General features: G+C 72.9%; 11 protein-coding genes. 8 read left to right on the forward strand and 3 right to left on the reverse strand.

The window, feature by feature from the left end; translation table 11 throughout:
- The first annotated feature begins 67 nt into the window (after window positions 1–67).
- Window positions 68–358 carry a DUF1540 domain-containing protein gene (locus ACIBD9_RS29670; RefSeq protein ID WP_387165602.1) on the forward strand — a complete coding sequence of 97 codons (291 nt, stop codon included), beginning with the start codon at window positions 68–70 and terminating at the stop codon, window positions 356–358.
- A 116-nt stretch (window positions 359–474) separates the two neighbouring features.
- On the opposite strand, the gene ACIBD9_RS29675 is transcribed toward ACIBD9_RS29670, so the two are convergent.
- From ACIBD9_RS29675 to ACIBD9_RS29685, 3 genes are all read right to left on the reverse strand, one after another.
- Complete coding sequence (locus tag ACIBD9_RS29675) at window positions 475–1935, reverse strand: hypothetical protein (protein WP_396722604.1); 1461 nt, start codon at window positions 1933–1935, stop codon at window positions 475–477.
- The gene (locus ACIBD9_RS29680) at window positions 1932–3788 is read right to left on the reverse strand and encodes a dynamin family protein (protein WP_396722615.1); all 1857 of its coding nucleotides are present in this window, start codon (window positions 3786–3788) and stop codon (window positions 1932–1934) included. Before ACIBD9_RS29680 ends, ACIBD9_RS29675 begins: the two co-directional genes overlap by 4 nt.
- Window positions 3789–3903: 115 nt before the next feature.
- On the reverse strand, window positions 3904–4791 hold the full coding sequence (locus tag ACIBD9_RS29685; RefSeq protein ID WP_387165598.1) for an IniB N-terminal domain-containing protein: 888 nt from the start codon (window positions 4789–4791) through the stop codon (window positions 3904–3906).
- A 301-nt stretch (window positions 4792–5092) separates the two neighbouring features.
- Here ACIBD9_RS29685 and ACIBD9_RS29690 point away from each other — a divergent pair, with 301 nt between their 5' ends.
- The 7 genes from ACIBD9_RS29690 (at window position 5093) to ACIBD9_RS29720 (ending at window position 14498) form a co-directional block, all read left to right on the forward strand.
- A complete protein-coding gene (locus tag ACIBD9_RS29690; protein ID WP_387165596.1) occupies window positions 5093–6352 on the forward strand; it encodes an Hsp70 family protein in 1260 nt (419 codons plus the stop codon).
- A gap of 5 nt (window positions 6353–6357) precedes the next feature.
- Window positions 6358–8922, forward strand: a complete 2565-nt coding sequence (locus tag ACIBD9_RS29695) for a LuxR C-terminal-related transcriptional regulator (RefSeq protein ID WP_396722605.1) — start codon at window positions 6358–6360, stop codon at window positions 8920–8922.
- The gene (locus tag ACIBD9_RS29700) at window positions 8919–10865 is read left to right on the forward strand and encodes a nitrate- and nitrite sensing domain-containing protein (protein ID WP_396722606.1); all 1947 of its coding nucleotides are present in this window, start codon (window positions 8919–8921) and stop codon (window positions 10863–10865) included. The genes ACIBD9_RS29695 and ACIBD9_RS29700 overlap by 4 nt, the downstream gene beginning before the upstream one ends.
- On the forward strand, window positions 10862–11311 hold the full coding sequence (locus ACIBD9_RS29705) for a roadblock/LC7 domain-containing protein (protein WP_396722608.1): 450 nt from the start codon (window positions 10862–10864) through the stop codon (window positions 11309–11311). The genes ACIBD9_RS29700 and ACIBD9_RS29705 overlap by 4 nt, the downstream gene beginning before the upstream one ends.
- The gene (locus ACIBD9_RS29710) at window positions 11289–11669 is read left to right on the forward strand and encodes a DUF742 domain-containing protein (protein WP_387165590.1); all 381 of its coding nucleotides are present in this window, start codon (window positions 11289–11291) and stop codon (window positions 11667–11669) included. Before ACIBD9_RS29705 ends, ACIBD9_RS29710 begins: the two co-directional genes overlap by 23 nt.
- 107 nt (window positions 11670–11776) lie before the next feature.
- On the forward strand, window positions 11777–12481 hold the full coding sequence (locus ACIBD9_RS29715; RefSeq protein WP_396722610.1) for a cellulose binding domain-containing protein: 705 nt from the start codon (window positions 11777–11779) through the stop codon (window positions 12479–12481).
- A gap of 100 nt (window positions 12482–12581) precedes the next feature.
- Window positions 12582–14498, forward strand: coding sequence for a glycerophosphodiester phosphodiesterase (locus ACIBD9_RS29720; protein ID WP_396722612.1), 1917 nt, complete (start codon window positions 12582–12584; stop codon window positions 14496–14498).
- The last annotated feature ends 128 nt before the right edge of the window (window positions 14499–14626 follow it).

Below are 14626 nucleotides of genomic sequence, written 5' to 3' on the forward strand. Positions count from 1 at the left end.
TAGCTGGTGGGGAGTTGTCCCGTCGAGGCCGGGTATGGGAGTGACCACCGACGGAAGCGAGATCGCCATGACCGACATGCTGGAGATGCCGCGGGTGCACGAGTGCACGGTCACCGACTGCGGCTACAACCACGACGGCTGCCACGCGTTCGCCATCACCATCGGGCAGCAGAACGCCAACTGCGCCACGTTCATCGACACCTCGGCGAAGGGCGGGCTGGACCGCGTCATCGCCCAGGTCGGTGCCTGCAAGCGGGCCGACTGCCAGCACAACGCCGAGCTGGAGTGCCACGCGCCGTCCATCAGGGTGGGCCCGGGCCAGGACATCGCGGACTGTCAGACGTACGAACCGCGCTGAGCCCGGCGCGACGCGTGCGAGGGACGGCCGCCACGGCCGTCCCTCAGGCGTGTCATAGGCCGTTACCCCGGGGACGACCATCGGCCGCCGCCGCGGAAGCGGCGATCTGACGACGCTCAGCGGCCGCCCGCGACCAGCTCGGCGATCATCCCCTCGCAACTGCGGACGACGACCTGCGCGCCGCGCCGCTGCGCCAGCGGCAGCAGTGGATCCTCCGCCCGGTCCCGCCACCGCCACTGCGCGTCGGAGGCCACCTCCCAGAGCTGCCGCACGTCGGCCTCGTGCTCGACACCGAGCCGAGCCGCGAGGCCCACCCCGTCGCCGCCGACCAGCCGCTGCGCCTCGGCGGCCAGCTCCGCGTCGAACCCCAGCCGGGTGTTCCGCAATGCCACCAACAGGCGGAGCTCCCGGAACTCGTGCGCACCGGCGAGGATCTGCTCCACCGCGCCGACCAGCTCGGCCGACCCCCGGGTCGGCTCGGCCCGCAGCAGCGCCTCCACCGCGGCCAGCGCCGACCGGGCCTTCAGCGCGTCGCGGCGATCGATGAAACAGCGCGTCACCGACTCGCGCAGCTCGGTGAGACCGCTGCGCCGGATCAACTCGGCGGAGAGCTTCACCCGGCTGTCGAACCCGCTGCGCACCAGCGTGGCCGCCAGCCGGACACCGAAGACCCCGAACCGGCCCAGCAGCGCGGCGCGCACCTCGGTATCCAGCCGCACCGGCAGCTCACCGCGGAGGAAACGGTCGGCGGAGATGAGGTGGACGTCCAGCTCCGCCCGGGGCACCTGGGCCAGGGTCGCGAGCGCGGCGAAGTCCGACTCGCCGAGCATCCGGCCCGCCAGGCCGATCATTCCACTGCACGCCACGACGTTGACGCTGAGCGCGTTCACCCTCGGGTCGCGGTAGTGCCGGCGCGCGAGCTGGCGCGCCGTGAGCAGACCGTCGATCCGGCCTCCGCCGGTCTCGTCGGCGCGGGACAGCACCATGATCACGTTGACCGCGGCGGACTGCCCGACGGCACTGTCCCGTGCCGACTCCAGCACCCGCAGGTCACTGTCGCGACCGTCGCGGGTCAGGTACAACACCGCGTCCGAATCCCGCAGCACCCGCTCCAACACCGGCACCCGACCCTGCTCGGCTCCTCCGGTGACCGCCGGGGTGTCGATCAGCGTGATCTGCCGCAGCGCCCGCGTCGGCCACCGCACCACGATGTCCCGCACGTCCCCCGCACCCCAGCCCAGATCCACCCGCAGCCCGGTCGCCGACTTCACCACTGCCAACTCCTGCGGTGGCTGCCCGACCGGGTAGGCGGTGGCGCGCGGCGCGGCCCCGTCCTCGTACCAGGTGAAGGCGCCGTCCGCCCGCTCGACCGGCGCGACCTCCTCCCCCATCAACGCGTTGAGCACCGTCGACTTGCCCGATCGCCACGGGCCGACGATGGCGATCCGCAGCGGCTGCTCCAACCGGGCCACCTGATGCCGAAGCTCTGCGACGGCCCGGGGATTGTCCTGGTACAGCTCGATGGCCTGGTGCAGCAACCCCCACGCCGCCTCGTCCAGGCGCACCCCCACCGTCATGCCTGCGGCTCCAGCAGCAACGGGGCGGACCGGGCACCAGTCAACTGTTGAGCCTGCTCGTACACCGCGGCCAACCGGGTCATCTTCAACCGGATCTCGCGCTGCCGCTGCTCGCGCAGGGAGGCATCGGTGTCGGCCTCCTGCTTCGCGCTGCGGAACGACTGCACGATGGCCTCCTGGAGCTCCTCGGTCAACCCCGTGAAGTGGTCGCGCAGCATCCGCTGCACCTGCCGGGCGGCGTCGCGGCAGTCTCGGATGATCCGGACGAAGAAGTCGTCGACATGCCGCTGGATGGCCGTCTTGACGGTCGCCTGCCGGCGACGGAGCAACTGCTTGCTCTCGTCGCGGATGCTCTTGCCGCCGAACAACGCCCCGATGCCGACCGAGACTGGATTGATCATCGGCATGCCGGCCAGGGTGGTCGCCAGACCGAACATCAGCATGCCGCCGTACGAGCCCTTCATGCCGGTGAAGAGCTTCTGGCCGGTGGTGAACCGGTCGATCGTCGGCCGTTGCAGCTCGGGTAGTCGCTCGCCGATGTCGTCCGGCATCGTCATCGACCACGGCGGCAGCACGTCGTAGCCGTACCGGTCGAAGTTGGCGGCCACCCTCCGGGCGATCCAGTCACAGCGCTGGATCAACCACTCGTGGTTCGCCTCCGCCGCCTCCACCAGGCTCCTCTCCAGCCAGTCCTGGAAGGTGTCCCAGGCGACCAACGGGTCGGCGGTGTCGAACGCCTCGTCCACCGCGCGCAGGATCTGTCGGGTCCGGTCGCGCAGGTCGTACTCGAGGTCGGCGAGCAGATCGGTGATCTCGTCGGTCAGCGTGTTCTGCCACCGGGTGGAGCACCGGCGCAACTCGTCGACCTCGCGCTGCGCCGCGTGCAACCGGGAGATCGGCCCGGACTGCTCCTCGGCCTGCTGGGTCGCCAATTCGGCGCGCAGCGGCGCGGCCAACTGCTCCACCACCGTCCGGGCCACCGTCTGCACCGCCGCTCGGGCCAGGTGGTCGCCCTTGCCGGCCAGGTCGCGTTGCAGGCGGGCGATCAGCGCGGGAAAACCGGACTCGGCGTTGAGGCCACGGTCATCGGTTGCAGCGGCGCGCAGTCGCAGCGCCGCCGAGACCGGGATCAGCGTCGCCGGGACGCCCGCCTCGGCCAGGTGCTGCCGGTTGCGCTCGGCGACCGTACGCCAGTCCGCAACCAGATCGGTCTTGCTCTGCACCACGATCACGTTCGGATGCGAACGCATGATGTGCAGCAGCATGTTCAACTCGGCGACCGACAACTCCCGGGTGGAGTCGGTGACCAACAGCACGGTGTCCGCGCGGGCGGGCGCGGCGACCGAGGCGGCGGCGCCGATACCGGCGACCTCGTCGGTGCCGGGAGTGTCCACCAGCACCAACCCGGCACCCAGCAGGGCGCGGGGCAGTCCGATCTCGACGTACGCCGGGCCACCGCCCGGCCGACGCCCGACCAGGCCGGCCACCCCCGCCGCGACCTGGTTCAGCGCCACCGGGGTCCGCTCGACGGTCACCGCGGCGGCGGTGCCGGTGGGGTGCCCCGGGGCTGGTGGCGGCGACTGCGCCACCGCCGCGGTGGGGGCCTCGGCGTGCTGCACCACGGTCGGCAGGACGGTCGTACGGCCGTCCCCGACCGGGCAGGCCGGAGCGTTGATGATCGCGTTGATCAGCTGACTCTTGCCCTGGTTCGGCTCGCCGATGACCAGGACACGCAGCGTCGGGTCCAGCAGTTGCGCACGCTTCTGCCGCACCGTCTGGAGTAGGTCACCACGCCCGTGTGCAGTGCATGTGCGGGCGATCTCGTCCAGCACGTCCAACCAGATCCCGGCCATCACCGCACCAAGTGTGCGGATTTCGGCTTAATTATCAAGAGGGACCGGATGTGGAACCGGGAAGGGCCGGATCGCCCGAGACGATCCGGCCCTCCGCTCCGACCGGAAATCCAGGTCAGAGCAGGCCGCCGGTGATACCCAGCAGCCCGTGATCGGACGAGGCGTGCGAGTCGTCGCCGAGCACACCGTCGGTGACCCCACCGGTCACGTCACCGACCGTGTCGGTGACACCGGGGAGGAGGCTGTCCACCTGGTGCGTCACGCCGCCCACCGTCGACGGCACGTCGAGCGGCGGGACCACGCCGCCGACGAGACCGTCGCCGTGCCCGAGGCCCAGCCCGCCGAGGGTGTCGTCGACACCGAGAGAGCTGACGACCCCGCCGAGCTGACCGTGGGTGCCGGAGAGAACACCACCGGTCAGGTCGCCGCCGATCAGATTCGAGTCAGTGCCGCCGAGCAGACCGGTCGGGTCGCCGACGGTGCTGGTGACGTCGCCGAGCACCGGGTCCGCGATCGCGTCCACCGGCTGCACCACGTCGGCGTCGAGGGTGTGCGCCACGTCGGAGACACCGGCCAGGTCGGTGTCGAGGCCGGACGGGCCGATGCCCAGACCGATGCCCGGCAGAACGGTGACCCCGGCGGCGGCGGTCGACGGGTCGACCGCGATGGCGCCGAGCACGCCGGCCTTGACGTCCAGCCCACTGGGCGAGCTGGTGACGCTGATCTGCTGCGCCACGCTCTGCAGCTGACCCACCACGTCGGTGGTGTCGGTGAGCAGCGGGTCCAGCCCGAGCTGCTCGACCGGCGAGGTCAACGGCGCGAGGCCCGCACCCGGCGCGTAGTCGACGACCAGCGGTACGACGTCCTGCACGTCCGCGGCGGTGATGTCGGTGAGCCCGGCGCCCCGCAACGCACCCTCGGGGTCGAGGTCGAAGGCCGACCGCGCGTCCGGGTTCGTCAGTAGGTCGAGCACGAAGTCGTGGAGCGTCTGCTGCGAGTCCATGTGCCGGTTCTCCTCGGATGTGGCATTGGCGGGGTGTCGTACGTCGACAGTGAAGACGCTATTGCCGGGGCCCACCCCCGGGCATCGGGGCTGAGCCCGCATCCGGGCCGGTTGAACTAGGGGCTCCGCCACCTCGTACGTTAGGGGGACAGGGGGAAACCGTCCCGACGAGATTAGGGTCCCGACCAGGGACTGATCTCTGGTACGAACGTAGGAGCCCGCGGGGTTCGCCGGGGGTGGGTCGTCGGGCAGCCGACGCCATCGCCACCGACCGGCCGACTCACGGGGAGAGACAGAGACGATGCCGTACGTCCTGGGGATAGACATCGGAAGCAGCAACACGGCCGCCGCGGTCGCACGACGACGCGGCGCGACCTGGACACGTCCCGAGGCCGTCCCGCTGAGCGCCGGCTCGCCTCTCATGCCGTCGGTGCTCTGCCTGGCCGAGGACGGTTCGCTGCACGTCGGCGAGCCCGCCACCGACGACGGCAGCCGCACCACCCGCGACTTCGTCCACCGGATCGGCGACGACGTGCCGGTGCTCCTCGGCGGCGAGCCGTGCGCGCCGCAGACCCTGACCGCCGAGTTGGCGGCGTGGGTGGTGGAGCGGGTCCACGCCCTCGAGGGCGGGGCGGCCGAGGCGATCGTGCTCAGCCACCCGGCGGGGTGGCGCCCCTACCGAAGGGAGGTGCTGCATCGGGCACTGTCGGCCCTCGGCCTACGGCACGTGACGTTGCTGCCCCGCACGGTCACCGTCGCCGAGAGCCACGCCGCTCGCGGGTTCGCGGGCAGCACGGCCGTGGTCTACGCCCTGGGGGGCAACAGCTTCGAGGCGGCTCTGGTGCGCCGCACCGCGCGCGGCACGTACGAGACGTTCGGCACCCCGCAGGGTCTCGACTCGATCGGCGGCGCCGACTTCGACGAGGCGCTGGCCGAGCATTCCCGTACCGTGCTGGCCCGGGAGTTGGCCGCGACCGGACGTCGCGGGGCCCAGGCCGCGCTGCGCGGGCTGCGCGCGGAGTGTGACCGGGTCAAGCGGGTGCTGACCGTCGACCTGACCGCCGACGTGGTGCTGACCCTGCCGAGCGGCCCGGCCCGGGTGCCGGTGACCCGGGCACAGTTCGAGGCGATGATCCGCCCGACGGTGCAGGCCACCGTCGACCTCCTGCTCCGGGCCGTGCGCAGTGCCGACCTGACTCCGGCGCAGCTCGACGGCGTTCTGCTGGCCGGCGGCTCCACCCGGGTCCCGCTCGTCACCGAGCTGATCAGCGCGGCCCTCCCGGTGCCCGTCGAGGTGGAGCCGGACGCCCAGTTGACCGCCGCCACCGGGGCGGCGATGGCCGCCTGTCAGGTGGTGTCACCACGCCCTCGCCAACCGGCGCCGGCCCGCGTTGCGGCCCCGGTCAGCGGCGCCGGGCCGGCCGGCCTGCCGGCACCACGCCGCCCCCACCACACCGTTCCGGGTGATCCGCCACCGCGGCCCCCGGTCCGGGTCCTCCCACTGGAACTGCCGAAGCCGTCCCGCCTGGCGCTGGCCCGGACCCGGGGACGCGAAGGATGACCCCAATGATCATGAATGACCTCGTCGCACCAGGGTTGACCCTGGACAAGGGGTTGCAGGCGCTGCTGGAGACGGTCGCGCAGGATCCGACCGGCCCACTCGCCGTCGGCGTCGCCGGTCCGGCCGGTCACGGAAAGACCGCGCTCCTCGCCGAGTTGGAGCGCATTCACCAGCGCGCCGGGGTCGCCGTACGCACGATCGCTCCGGAGCCGGGTGAGCCGGTCGACCCCGACACGGTGGTGCTGGTCGACGACGCGCACCTGCTCGACGACGCGCGGATCGAGGCGCTGCTGCGTCTGGTCGCCGGCCGCCGACACCGGTTGGTGGTCGCCCACCGCCCGTGGCCGCGGTCGGCGGCGTGCAGCGAGCTGGTCGACGCCCTGCGACGCGATGGGCAGGCCGTGCTGCTCACGCCGTTCACCCGGGAGCAGACCGCCGCGTACCTCGCCGCCACACCCGAACTGGGCCGCCCCGCCGATCTGGTCGACTTCGTCCACACGCAGACGGCCGGCGTACCCCGGGATGTCGAACGGCTGGCCCGTGGCCTGGCCGGCCCGGAGACCCGGACCGGCGCGATGGTCGACCCACCCCGGTCGGTCATCCTCGAATTCAACCCGGACCTGGAGGTCCAGCCCACCTCGGTACGACGGCTGCTGCTCGCCGTCGCGGCCGGCGGGGCGCTGCCGGTGAGCATGCTCGGCGCGCTGCTGGGTCGGGACCCGGCCGGGGTGGACGAGTTGATTGCCACGACCCGGGCGGCCGGGCTGCTCGGCGCCGACGGCCGGCTCGCGCCGATCGTCCGGCGGGCCGTCGCGACGCTGAGCCCCACCACCGAGCGGACGGCGGTCTGGCGCCGGCTCACCGAGCTGCAGCTCGCTCGTGGTGGCGCGGTGCTGCCGCTGGTCCGTTCCCTGCTCGCGGTCGGCGCGCTCGGTGACTGCCCGGCCGCGACCCTGGCCGCCGCGGCGGACGAGGCGCTGGCCGACGAGCCGGCGTTCGCCGCCGAACTGTTCGCGGCGGCCACGGCGGCCGGACAGCCGCCCAACGCGCGGCAGGCGCTCGCCGCCGCGCTCGCCGGTGACCTCGACGACGCGCTTCGGCTGGCGGACCGGCTGCTGGCCACGGCCGCTCCCCCGGAGCGCTCCGAGGCGGCCGTGGTCGCCGCCACCGCCCTGGCCCACCGTGGTCACGTCGGTCGCAGCGTCGAGCTGTTCCGGTGGTCCGGCAGCGCCTCGGCGGCGGCGTTCGCCATCGTCGGCGGCCTCGCCGCCGGTGAGCTGGCCGCTACCACCGAGTCACCGGCGGGTGACCCGGCGGGCGAACCGCCCACCCTGCACGCCAGCGCCGCCCGACTGATGGCCAACGGTGTACGGGAGAGCGTGACCGGCCCGCCGACCGCCGCGCTCTCCGCGCTCGTGCAGGCCGCCGCGCTGCTGGAGCCGGACGGCCGAGCGGCGCTGCTGCCGGACAGCCCAGCGGCCCTCGCCGCCTTGACGGCGGTGCACTGCGGTGAGCTGGAGATCGCCGAGCGGGTGCTGCACCGGGCCCTGGGCGCCGGTGTCGGCGGCCCGCTGATGGCCCGCCGCCATCGGCTGTTGCAGGCCTGGATCCTGATGGTCCGTGGCGAGATCCACGCCGCCGGCGAGCGCCTCGCCACGGTGACGCTCGACGGGCGGCAACTGGAGTCACGCGACCAGCTCTTCGCCGCCGCGATCCGGATGGGCATCGGCCGGCGCAACAGTGACCTCGGGGCGCTCAAGCGGGGTTGGGGGCAGGCGCTGGAGGCCGTGGTGCGGCACCCGATCGACCTGTTCACCCTGCTGCCGCTGGGTGAGCTGGCCATCGCGGGCGCGCGGCTGGGTGACCTGGCCCGGCTGGAGCCGTACCTGCACCAGGGGCGTTCGCTGCTCGACCGTCTCGGCAACCCACCACTGTGGAGCGTGCCGTTGCACTGGAGCGGGCTGCACGCCGCCATCCTGACCGGCGAGCCGACGGTCGCCGACGAACACGTCGCGGCGTTGCTCGCCGCCGCTGGTCACAGCCGGTACGCGGCCGTGGTCGCCGCCGCCGCGGAGAGCTGGGTGGAGGTGCTCCGCGGGGATGTCGACCCGACCCGGGTGGAGGCCGCCGCCCGCGGACTGCACGACACCGGGTTGTGCTGGGACGGCGCCCGTCTCGCCGGGCAGGCCGCCATCCGCACCGCGGACCGGCGGGCGATGACCACCCTGCTGGAGTGCGCCCGAGCGTTGCAGGGACGACCCTCCGGCGGGCACGCCGGTCAGACACCGACGACCGGCGCGAGCACGGCACGGGTCACCGGCCCCACCCAGCACGGGCTCAGCGACCGCGAGTACGAGGTCGCCGAGCTGGTGCTGGCCGGATTGACCTACCGGGAAATCGGCGACCGGCTCTTCATCTCCGCCAAGACCGTCGAACACCACGTGGCGCGGATGCGCAACCGGCTGAACTGCGCCAACCGCACCGAGCTGCTGGCGTTGCTGCGCACCCTCGTCGCCGACCGGGCCAGCGACAGCGCCGGGCAGCCGTGGCCGCAGCGGACGAGCCGATGACCCGTAACGATGTCCGGCTGATCCGGACCAGGCTGGCCGTGCTGGCCGCCGTGCTGGTCACGCTCTGGTCGTACGCGGCCTACGTGTCCACCCAGGATGCCGTCGACCTGCTGCGCGTCCGGGCGCTGGCGGACACGCTGGGCCAGCCCATCGACCGCCTGATCCTGAGCCTGCAGACGGAACGCCGGATCACCGCCGAGACGCTCGCCGAAGCGGGGCAGACGACGCCCGAGCTGGCCGGGGCCCGCCAGGGCACCGACCGGGCCGCCGCCGAGATCCGCGAGTTCACGAAGGGGCGCGACCTTCGGCTGCTCAGCGCCGGCACGGTCCGCGACCGGGCCGGCGAGCTGGTCCGACGGCTCGACGGCCTCGGCACGACCCGGTCCCAGGTGGACACCGGGCAGCTCGACCAGGCCACGGCCACCGCCGGGTACGACGAGGTCATCGACGTCGCCTTCCGGGTGTACGGCCCCGAGTGGGGCGCGTACGAGAGCGGGTTGGCGGCCGACACCCGCGCGGTGATCGCGCTGGCCCGCGCCCGGGAGTTGCTCGCCCGGGAGGACACCCTGGTCAGCGCGGCCCTGACCGGGGCACGGCTCGGCGTCGACGAGCGGCGCCGGCTGACCGCACTGGTCAGCATCCAGCGGTACGCGCGCACCGATGCCGCGGCCGGGCTTCCGCCCGCCGGTCAGGACGAGCACCAGCGCCTCGCGACCGGCCCCGAGTTCGCGGCTCTGCTCGCCCTGGAGGACCGGCTGCTGCTCCAGGCGGGCAGCACCAACGCCCTGGCCGGTCTCACCGTCCAAGGCTGGCGGGCAGCGGCGGACGCCGCCCTCGGCGCGCTGCAGACACTGGTGACGAGCACCGCCCGCAGCAGCGTCGAGCGGGCCACACCGGGTGCCGCCATTCTCATCGCGCGTACCGGGGCCGTGGTGGGGCTCGGCCTCATCGTCGTCCTCGTGCTCCTGCTGAGCTGGGCGGGCACCGTCCGACGTCTGACCAACGAGCTGACCAGGCCGGACGCCGACCCTCCGGCGCCGGCGCAGGACGCTCCGGCCCCAGCGAGGGAACCTGCGATGCCGGGGGGTGACGCCGAGCGGGAGCTGTTCCTGGGGCTGACCCGACGCAATCAGATCCTGCTGCGCGAACAACTCAGCCTGCTGGACGGGATGCAACGTCGGGAGCGGTCCACCGAGGAGAACGGCGAGCTGTTCCAGCTCGACCACCTCACCACGCGGATCCGACGCAACGTGGAGAAACTGATCACCCTGGCCGGCGCGAGACCCGCCCGCCGCTGGCGACGCCCGGTGCCGCTGCTCGACGTGGCACGCGGCGCGGTCGCCGAGGTGCCGGACTACCACCGGGTCCTGATCGCGCCGCACTGGCCCTGGTCGCTCGCGGGGCCGGCCGTCACGGACGTCATCCACCTGCTGGCGGAGCTGATCGAGAACGCCCTGGCCTTCTCCGGCGCGGACACCACAGTCCGGGTCAGCGGCGAACAACGACCGCAGGGGTGCGCCGTCCTCGTCGTCGACGACGGTCCCGGCCTGGACGCCGCCGCGTTGGCCGAGGCGAACCACCTGCTCGGCCAGCCGCCAGCGGACGGCCCGCCCGCGGGCCTCGCCGGCTGGTACGCGACGGCCGTACTGGCCGGCCGTTGCGGCGCCCACGTCTCGCTGCGCCCCAGCCGGCGCGGTGGGACGGCCGCGATCGTGCTCCTGCCCGCCCAACTGGTCACGGTCACCGACACCGGCCGCACACCGGCCAGCGCACCACCCGACACCCCGTACCCACCGGCCCGCACCGACCTGCCCGACCCGAGCGGCGACGGCGCGCTGCCGACGCGGGTCCGCCACCCCGGGCCGACCGGCCCGGGACACGGCAGGACCAGCCTCGACACGGTCGAGTTGCCAGTAGCGAGAACAGCAAGGAGACCTGAATGACGTCTGCAGTGGTCACCGAGGACGGCCTGACCGACGCCCTGAACAACCTGGTCGACCGGGTGCACGGCGCGGAGTTCGCCGTGGTGCTCTCGCCGGACGGGCTGCCGCTCGGCGGGTCGCGGCGGGTGGGGGAAAAGCTGGCCGAGCAGATCTCCGGCGTGGTCGCCGGCCTGATCGCGTTGGGGCTGGCCGCCACCCGCACCTGCGACGCTGGTCGGCTGCGCCAGATCGTGGTGCAGATGTCGCGAGCGTTCCTGTTCATCGCCACCATCCCGAACGGGACCATCCTCACCGTGCGGATCGCCGGTGACGACGTCGAGGTCGGTGACATGGCGTACGAGGTGGCGCTCTTCGTGGGGCAGGCCGAGCGGCACCTGCCGATCACTCTGGGCCCCGCCTCCTCGGTGACGATCGGGGACACTGGTGCACACCAGCGGCACCACTGACGAGGCGTGGTACGACGACGACGCGGGCCCGGTCGCCCGGCCCTACACGATGACCGGGGGGCGCACCGCGCCCGCACGCGGCAAGTTCGACCTGATCTCGCTGGTCGTCGCCCGGCGGGGGGTCACGCCCCCCACACCGCTCTTCCCCGAACAGGCGCGGATCGTCGAGCTGTGTCACCATCCAGTGTCGGTGGCCGAGGTCGGTGCCGAGTTGGACCTTCCGCTGGGGACCGTCCGGGTGCTGCTCGGCGACCTGCTCGCGGCCGGGCTGATCGAGACGCACGAACCGCCGATGCTGTCGGAGTTGCCGACCGAGGACCTGCTCGAGGCGATACTCGTCGGGCTCCGCGCTCTGTGACCGGGTAGGTGCCATCCGCGACCCGGACGGATCGTGGGCACCCACCCGGCGACGAACTGAAGGAGAGACAGGCAGTGCCGGCAACACCACCCCAGCCACGCCGTACTGTGGCGATCATCCTGCTGGATCGGATCGTGGCCCTCGTCACGACCACACGGCGGGTGCTCACCGGCCGGGAGGACGTCTCGCGGGCCACCTGGGTGGCCGTCATCGCGGCGCTCGGGGTGCTGATCGCGACGGCCATCTCCGTCGTCGGGGTGCTGCGGACGCCGGAGAAGCTGACACCGGTGACCCTCGACCCGCCGCCACCGGCGGAGCAGGTGGGCGGGTCGCCGTCCGGTACGCCCCGTGCGCAGGCGCGACCGGCGGTCACCAGCCCGGCGGCGCCCGCTTCCCCACCCGCCTCGGCCTCCTCGGTCCCACCGGTCGTCGCGTCGTCGGGCCGGCCCACGCCGACCGGTGCGACCGCCGAACCCACCCCGGCGGCCCTGGGCGCCGACTTCGCCATCACGGACAACGCCCTGCTCAGCTACGGCGCGACCGTGACGATCAACAATCCTGGCTCGGTCCCGGCGCCGCAGTGGACGCTTGTCGTCACCCTGCCCCGGGAGTCGCTGGGAGTCAGCGGGGTCGAGGGAGCACAGGCCAGCCGGGACGGCGCGGTGTGGACGTTCGTGCCGGACGCGAACACCGGCCAGGTGCCCGGCAACGCCTCGGTCCGGGTGACGTTCCGGGTCAACGGATCGTTGACCGGTTCCGCCCCCAAGGCGTGCACCATCGACGGGGCCGCCTGCTCCGGCCTGTCGAACTGACCAACCGGGTGCACCCCGATCGAGCGCGTACACCAGGCGTTCCGGTGGCAGCCATGCTTGATTGATCATCAGTTCGGGCGCGCTTCGTACCGTCGCGACCATGACTGTCCTACCCGCACCACCGTCGCCTCGCCGCGCCGGGTCGCGCCTCGGCGCCCTGGGTACCCGGGCCGCTGCCGCCGTCGCCGCCCTCGCCGTCACCGGCGCTGCCGTCGCGGTCGCCGTCGCGACCTCGTCGCCCGCCACCGCCGAAGCGGGCAGCGTCGTCGTCTCGGAGAACTTCTCGACCGGTTCGCTGCCCGCCGGTTGGCACGCGGTCGACGGCGCCTGGAAGGTCGAGAACGGCCGACTCTACGGAACCTCGGCCAGCTCCAGCGACAACAACAAGATCACTTTCGGTCGACACCTGAACGACTTCCGCCTCGAGGCGACCATGCGCTTCGAATCGGTCTCGGCCGCCACCCGCTGGGCCTCGCTCGGCATCGACGTCCCCGCCAGTGGCGCGACCCCCTGGTGGATCGCCACCATGCGCAGCGGCACCACCGCCGCCAACGGGCTCGAATTCGCCCAGCGGACCACGGCCAACGCCTGGGTCGTGACGAACACCGCCTCCGCTCCGTCCGCCGCCGGCATCGGCCGCGACGTGCGCGTCGCCGTCGAGGTGCACGGCAACCAGGCCCGCTGGATCTTCGACGGGCGGGAGGCGATGCGGACCAGCAGCCTCCAGCGTTCCGCCGACGGCGTCCAGGGGCTCTTCGTCAACGGCGCGACCGTGTCGTACGACGACGTCACCGTCACCGAGCTGGCGCCGAACGGCTACCTCCGCCCGGAGGGCAGCCCGTTCACCGTGATCGCCCACCGGGGAGCGTCCGCCGCCGCACCGGAGAACACTCTCGTCGCCCAGGAGATCGCCCGTAAGGGCGGCGCCGACTGGATCGAGAACGACGTCCAGCCGAGCAAGGACGGCATCCCGTTCATCCTGCACGACGGCACCGTCGACCGGACCACCGACGGCACCGGCAACATCCGGGACCTGACCGCCGCGCAGATCAAGGCACTCGACGCCGGCTCCTGGTTCGGCCCCCAGTACGTCGGCGAGCGGGTGCCCACCCTCGCCGAGCAGCTCGCCGACCTGCGGACCCGGGGCGGCAACCTGCTCGTGGAGATCAAGGGCAAGCACACCCGCGACGAGGTCGCCACGATCATCCAGGTGATCCGGGACGAGCAGATGATGGGCCGGGTCTTCATCCAGAGCTTCGAGGTCGACGCCCTGAGGTACACCTACGAGATCGCCCCCGAGCTACCGCTCGGCCTGCTCCGCAGCACCCTCGACGCCGACCCGGTGGCGATCGCGAAGGAGCTGCACCTGACCGCGTACAACCCGGACGGAAACGCGCTGTTGGCCAAGCCGGAGGTCGTCGCCCCACTGCACGCCGCCGGGGTCGCCGTGATGGCCTGGACGATGGACTCCGCCGGCCTCTGGCAGCGGCTGGAGCGGATCGGCACCGACGCGATCATCACCAACCGGGCGGCGGAGCTGGTCGGCTGGAACTCGGCGTTCGTCCAGCGAACCTCCGCCGACCCGACCGTGCAGATCACGTCGCCGACCAACGAGGCTCGGCTGGACCGGGCGCAGTCTCCGGTGATCGCGGTAGCCGCGACCAACGCGGACACCGTCACCGTCACGCTGGACGGTAAGAAGTCGGCCGCCGGGCGCAAGCTCGACCTGGCCAAGCTGACCGCCGGCCGGCACACCATCTCCACCGAGGCCATCGGGCCGGAGGGCACCGCCACCGCGACCAGCACCTTCACCGTGACGGTGAACCAGGCCGGCCTCGGCTACCTGATCCTCACCTCGGGAGCGGACCCGGCCGCCGTCACCGCGATGACCACCAAGCTGGCCCACGCCCAGTACGCCGAGCTGGCCACCTACGCCGACCGGCAGGCCGGCAAGCTGGTGCCGGCGGACGTCGCCAGCGTCATCGCCGCCGACGCCCGCACCCTCGCGCTGAAGTAGCGGCTCTCCGGGTGGGGGGGGGGCCGGGGGCCCCCCCCCCCCCCACACACCGGGGGGCGCCGGGCGCGGCGAGAGCCCCACACCAACAAAGCCGACCCACCCCCGCCACCCCCCCCCCCAAAAAACAC

It is taken from the genome of Micromonospora sp. NPDC050784, from assembly GCF_044456765.1.
GTDB lineage: Bacteria > Actinomycetota > Actinomycetes > Mycobacteriales > Micromonosporaceae > Micromonospora > Micromonospora foliorum.

Coding starts and splice junctions, on each gene's coding strand:
- ACIBD9_RS29705 (WP_396722608.1), top strand. CDS start 10,862: ATGACGTCTGCAGTGGTCACCGAGGACGGCCTGACCGACGCCCTGAAC.
- ACIBD9_RS29675 (WP_396722604.1), bottom strand. CDS start 1,935: ATGACGGTGGGGGTGCGCCTGGACGAGGCGGCGTGGGGGTTGCTGCAC.
- ACIBD9_RS29680 (WP_396722615.1), bottom strand. CDS start 3,788: ATGGCCGGGATCTGGTTGGACGTGCTGGACGAGATCGCCCGCACATGC.
- ACIBD9_RS29720 (WP_396722612.1), top strand. CDS start 12,582: ATGACTGTCCTACCCGCACCACCGTCGCCTCGCCGCGCCGGGTCGCGC.
- ACIBD9_RS29690 (WP_387165596.1), top strand. CDS start 5,093: ATGCCGTACGTCCTGGGGATAGACATCGGAAGCAGCAACACGGCCGCC.
- ACIBD9_RS29670 (WP_387165602.1), top strand. CDS start 68: ATGACCGACATGCTGGAGATGCCGCGGGTGCACGAGTGCACGGTCACC.
- ACIBD9_RS29695 (WP_396722605.1), top strand. CDS start 6,358: ATGATCATGAATGACCTCGTCGCACCAGGGTTGACCCTGGACAAGGGG.
- ACIBD9_RS29685 (WP_387165598.1), bottom strand. CDS start 4,791: ATGGACTCGCAGCAGACGCTCCACGACTTCGTGCTCGACCTACTGACG.
- ACIBD9_RS29700 (WP_396722606.1), top strand. CDS start 8,919: ATGACCCGTAACGATGTCCGGCTGATCCGGACCAGGCTGGCCGTGCTG.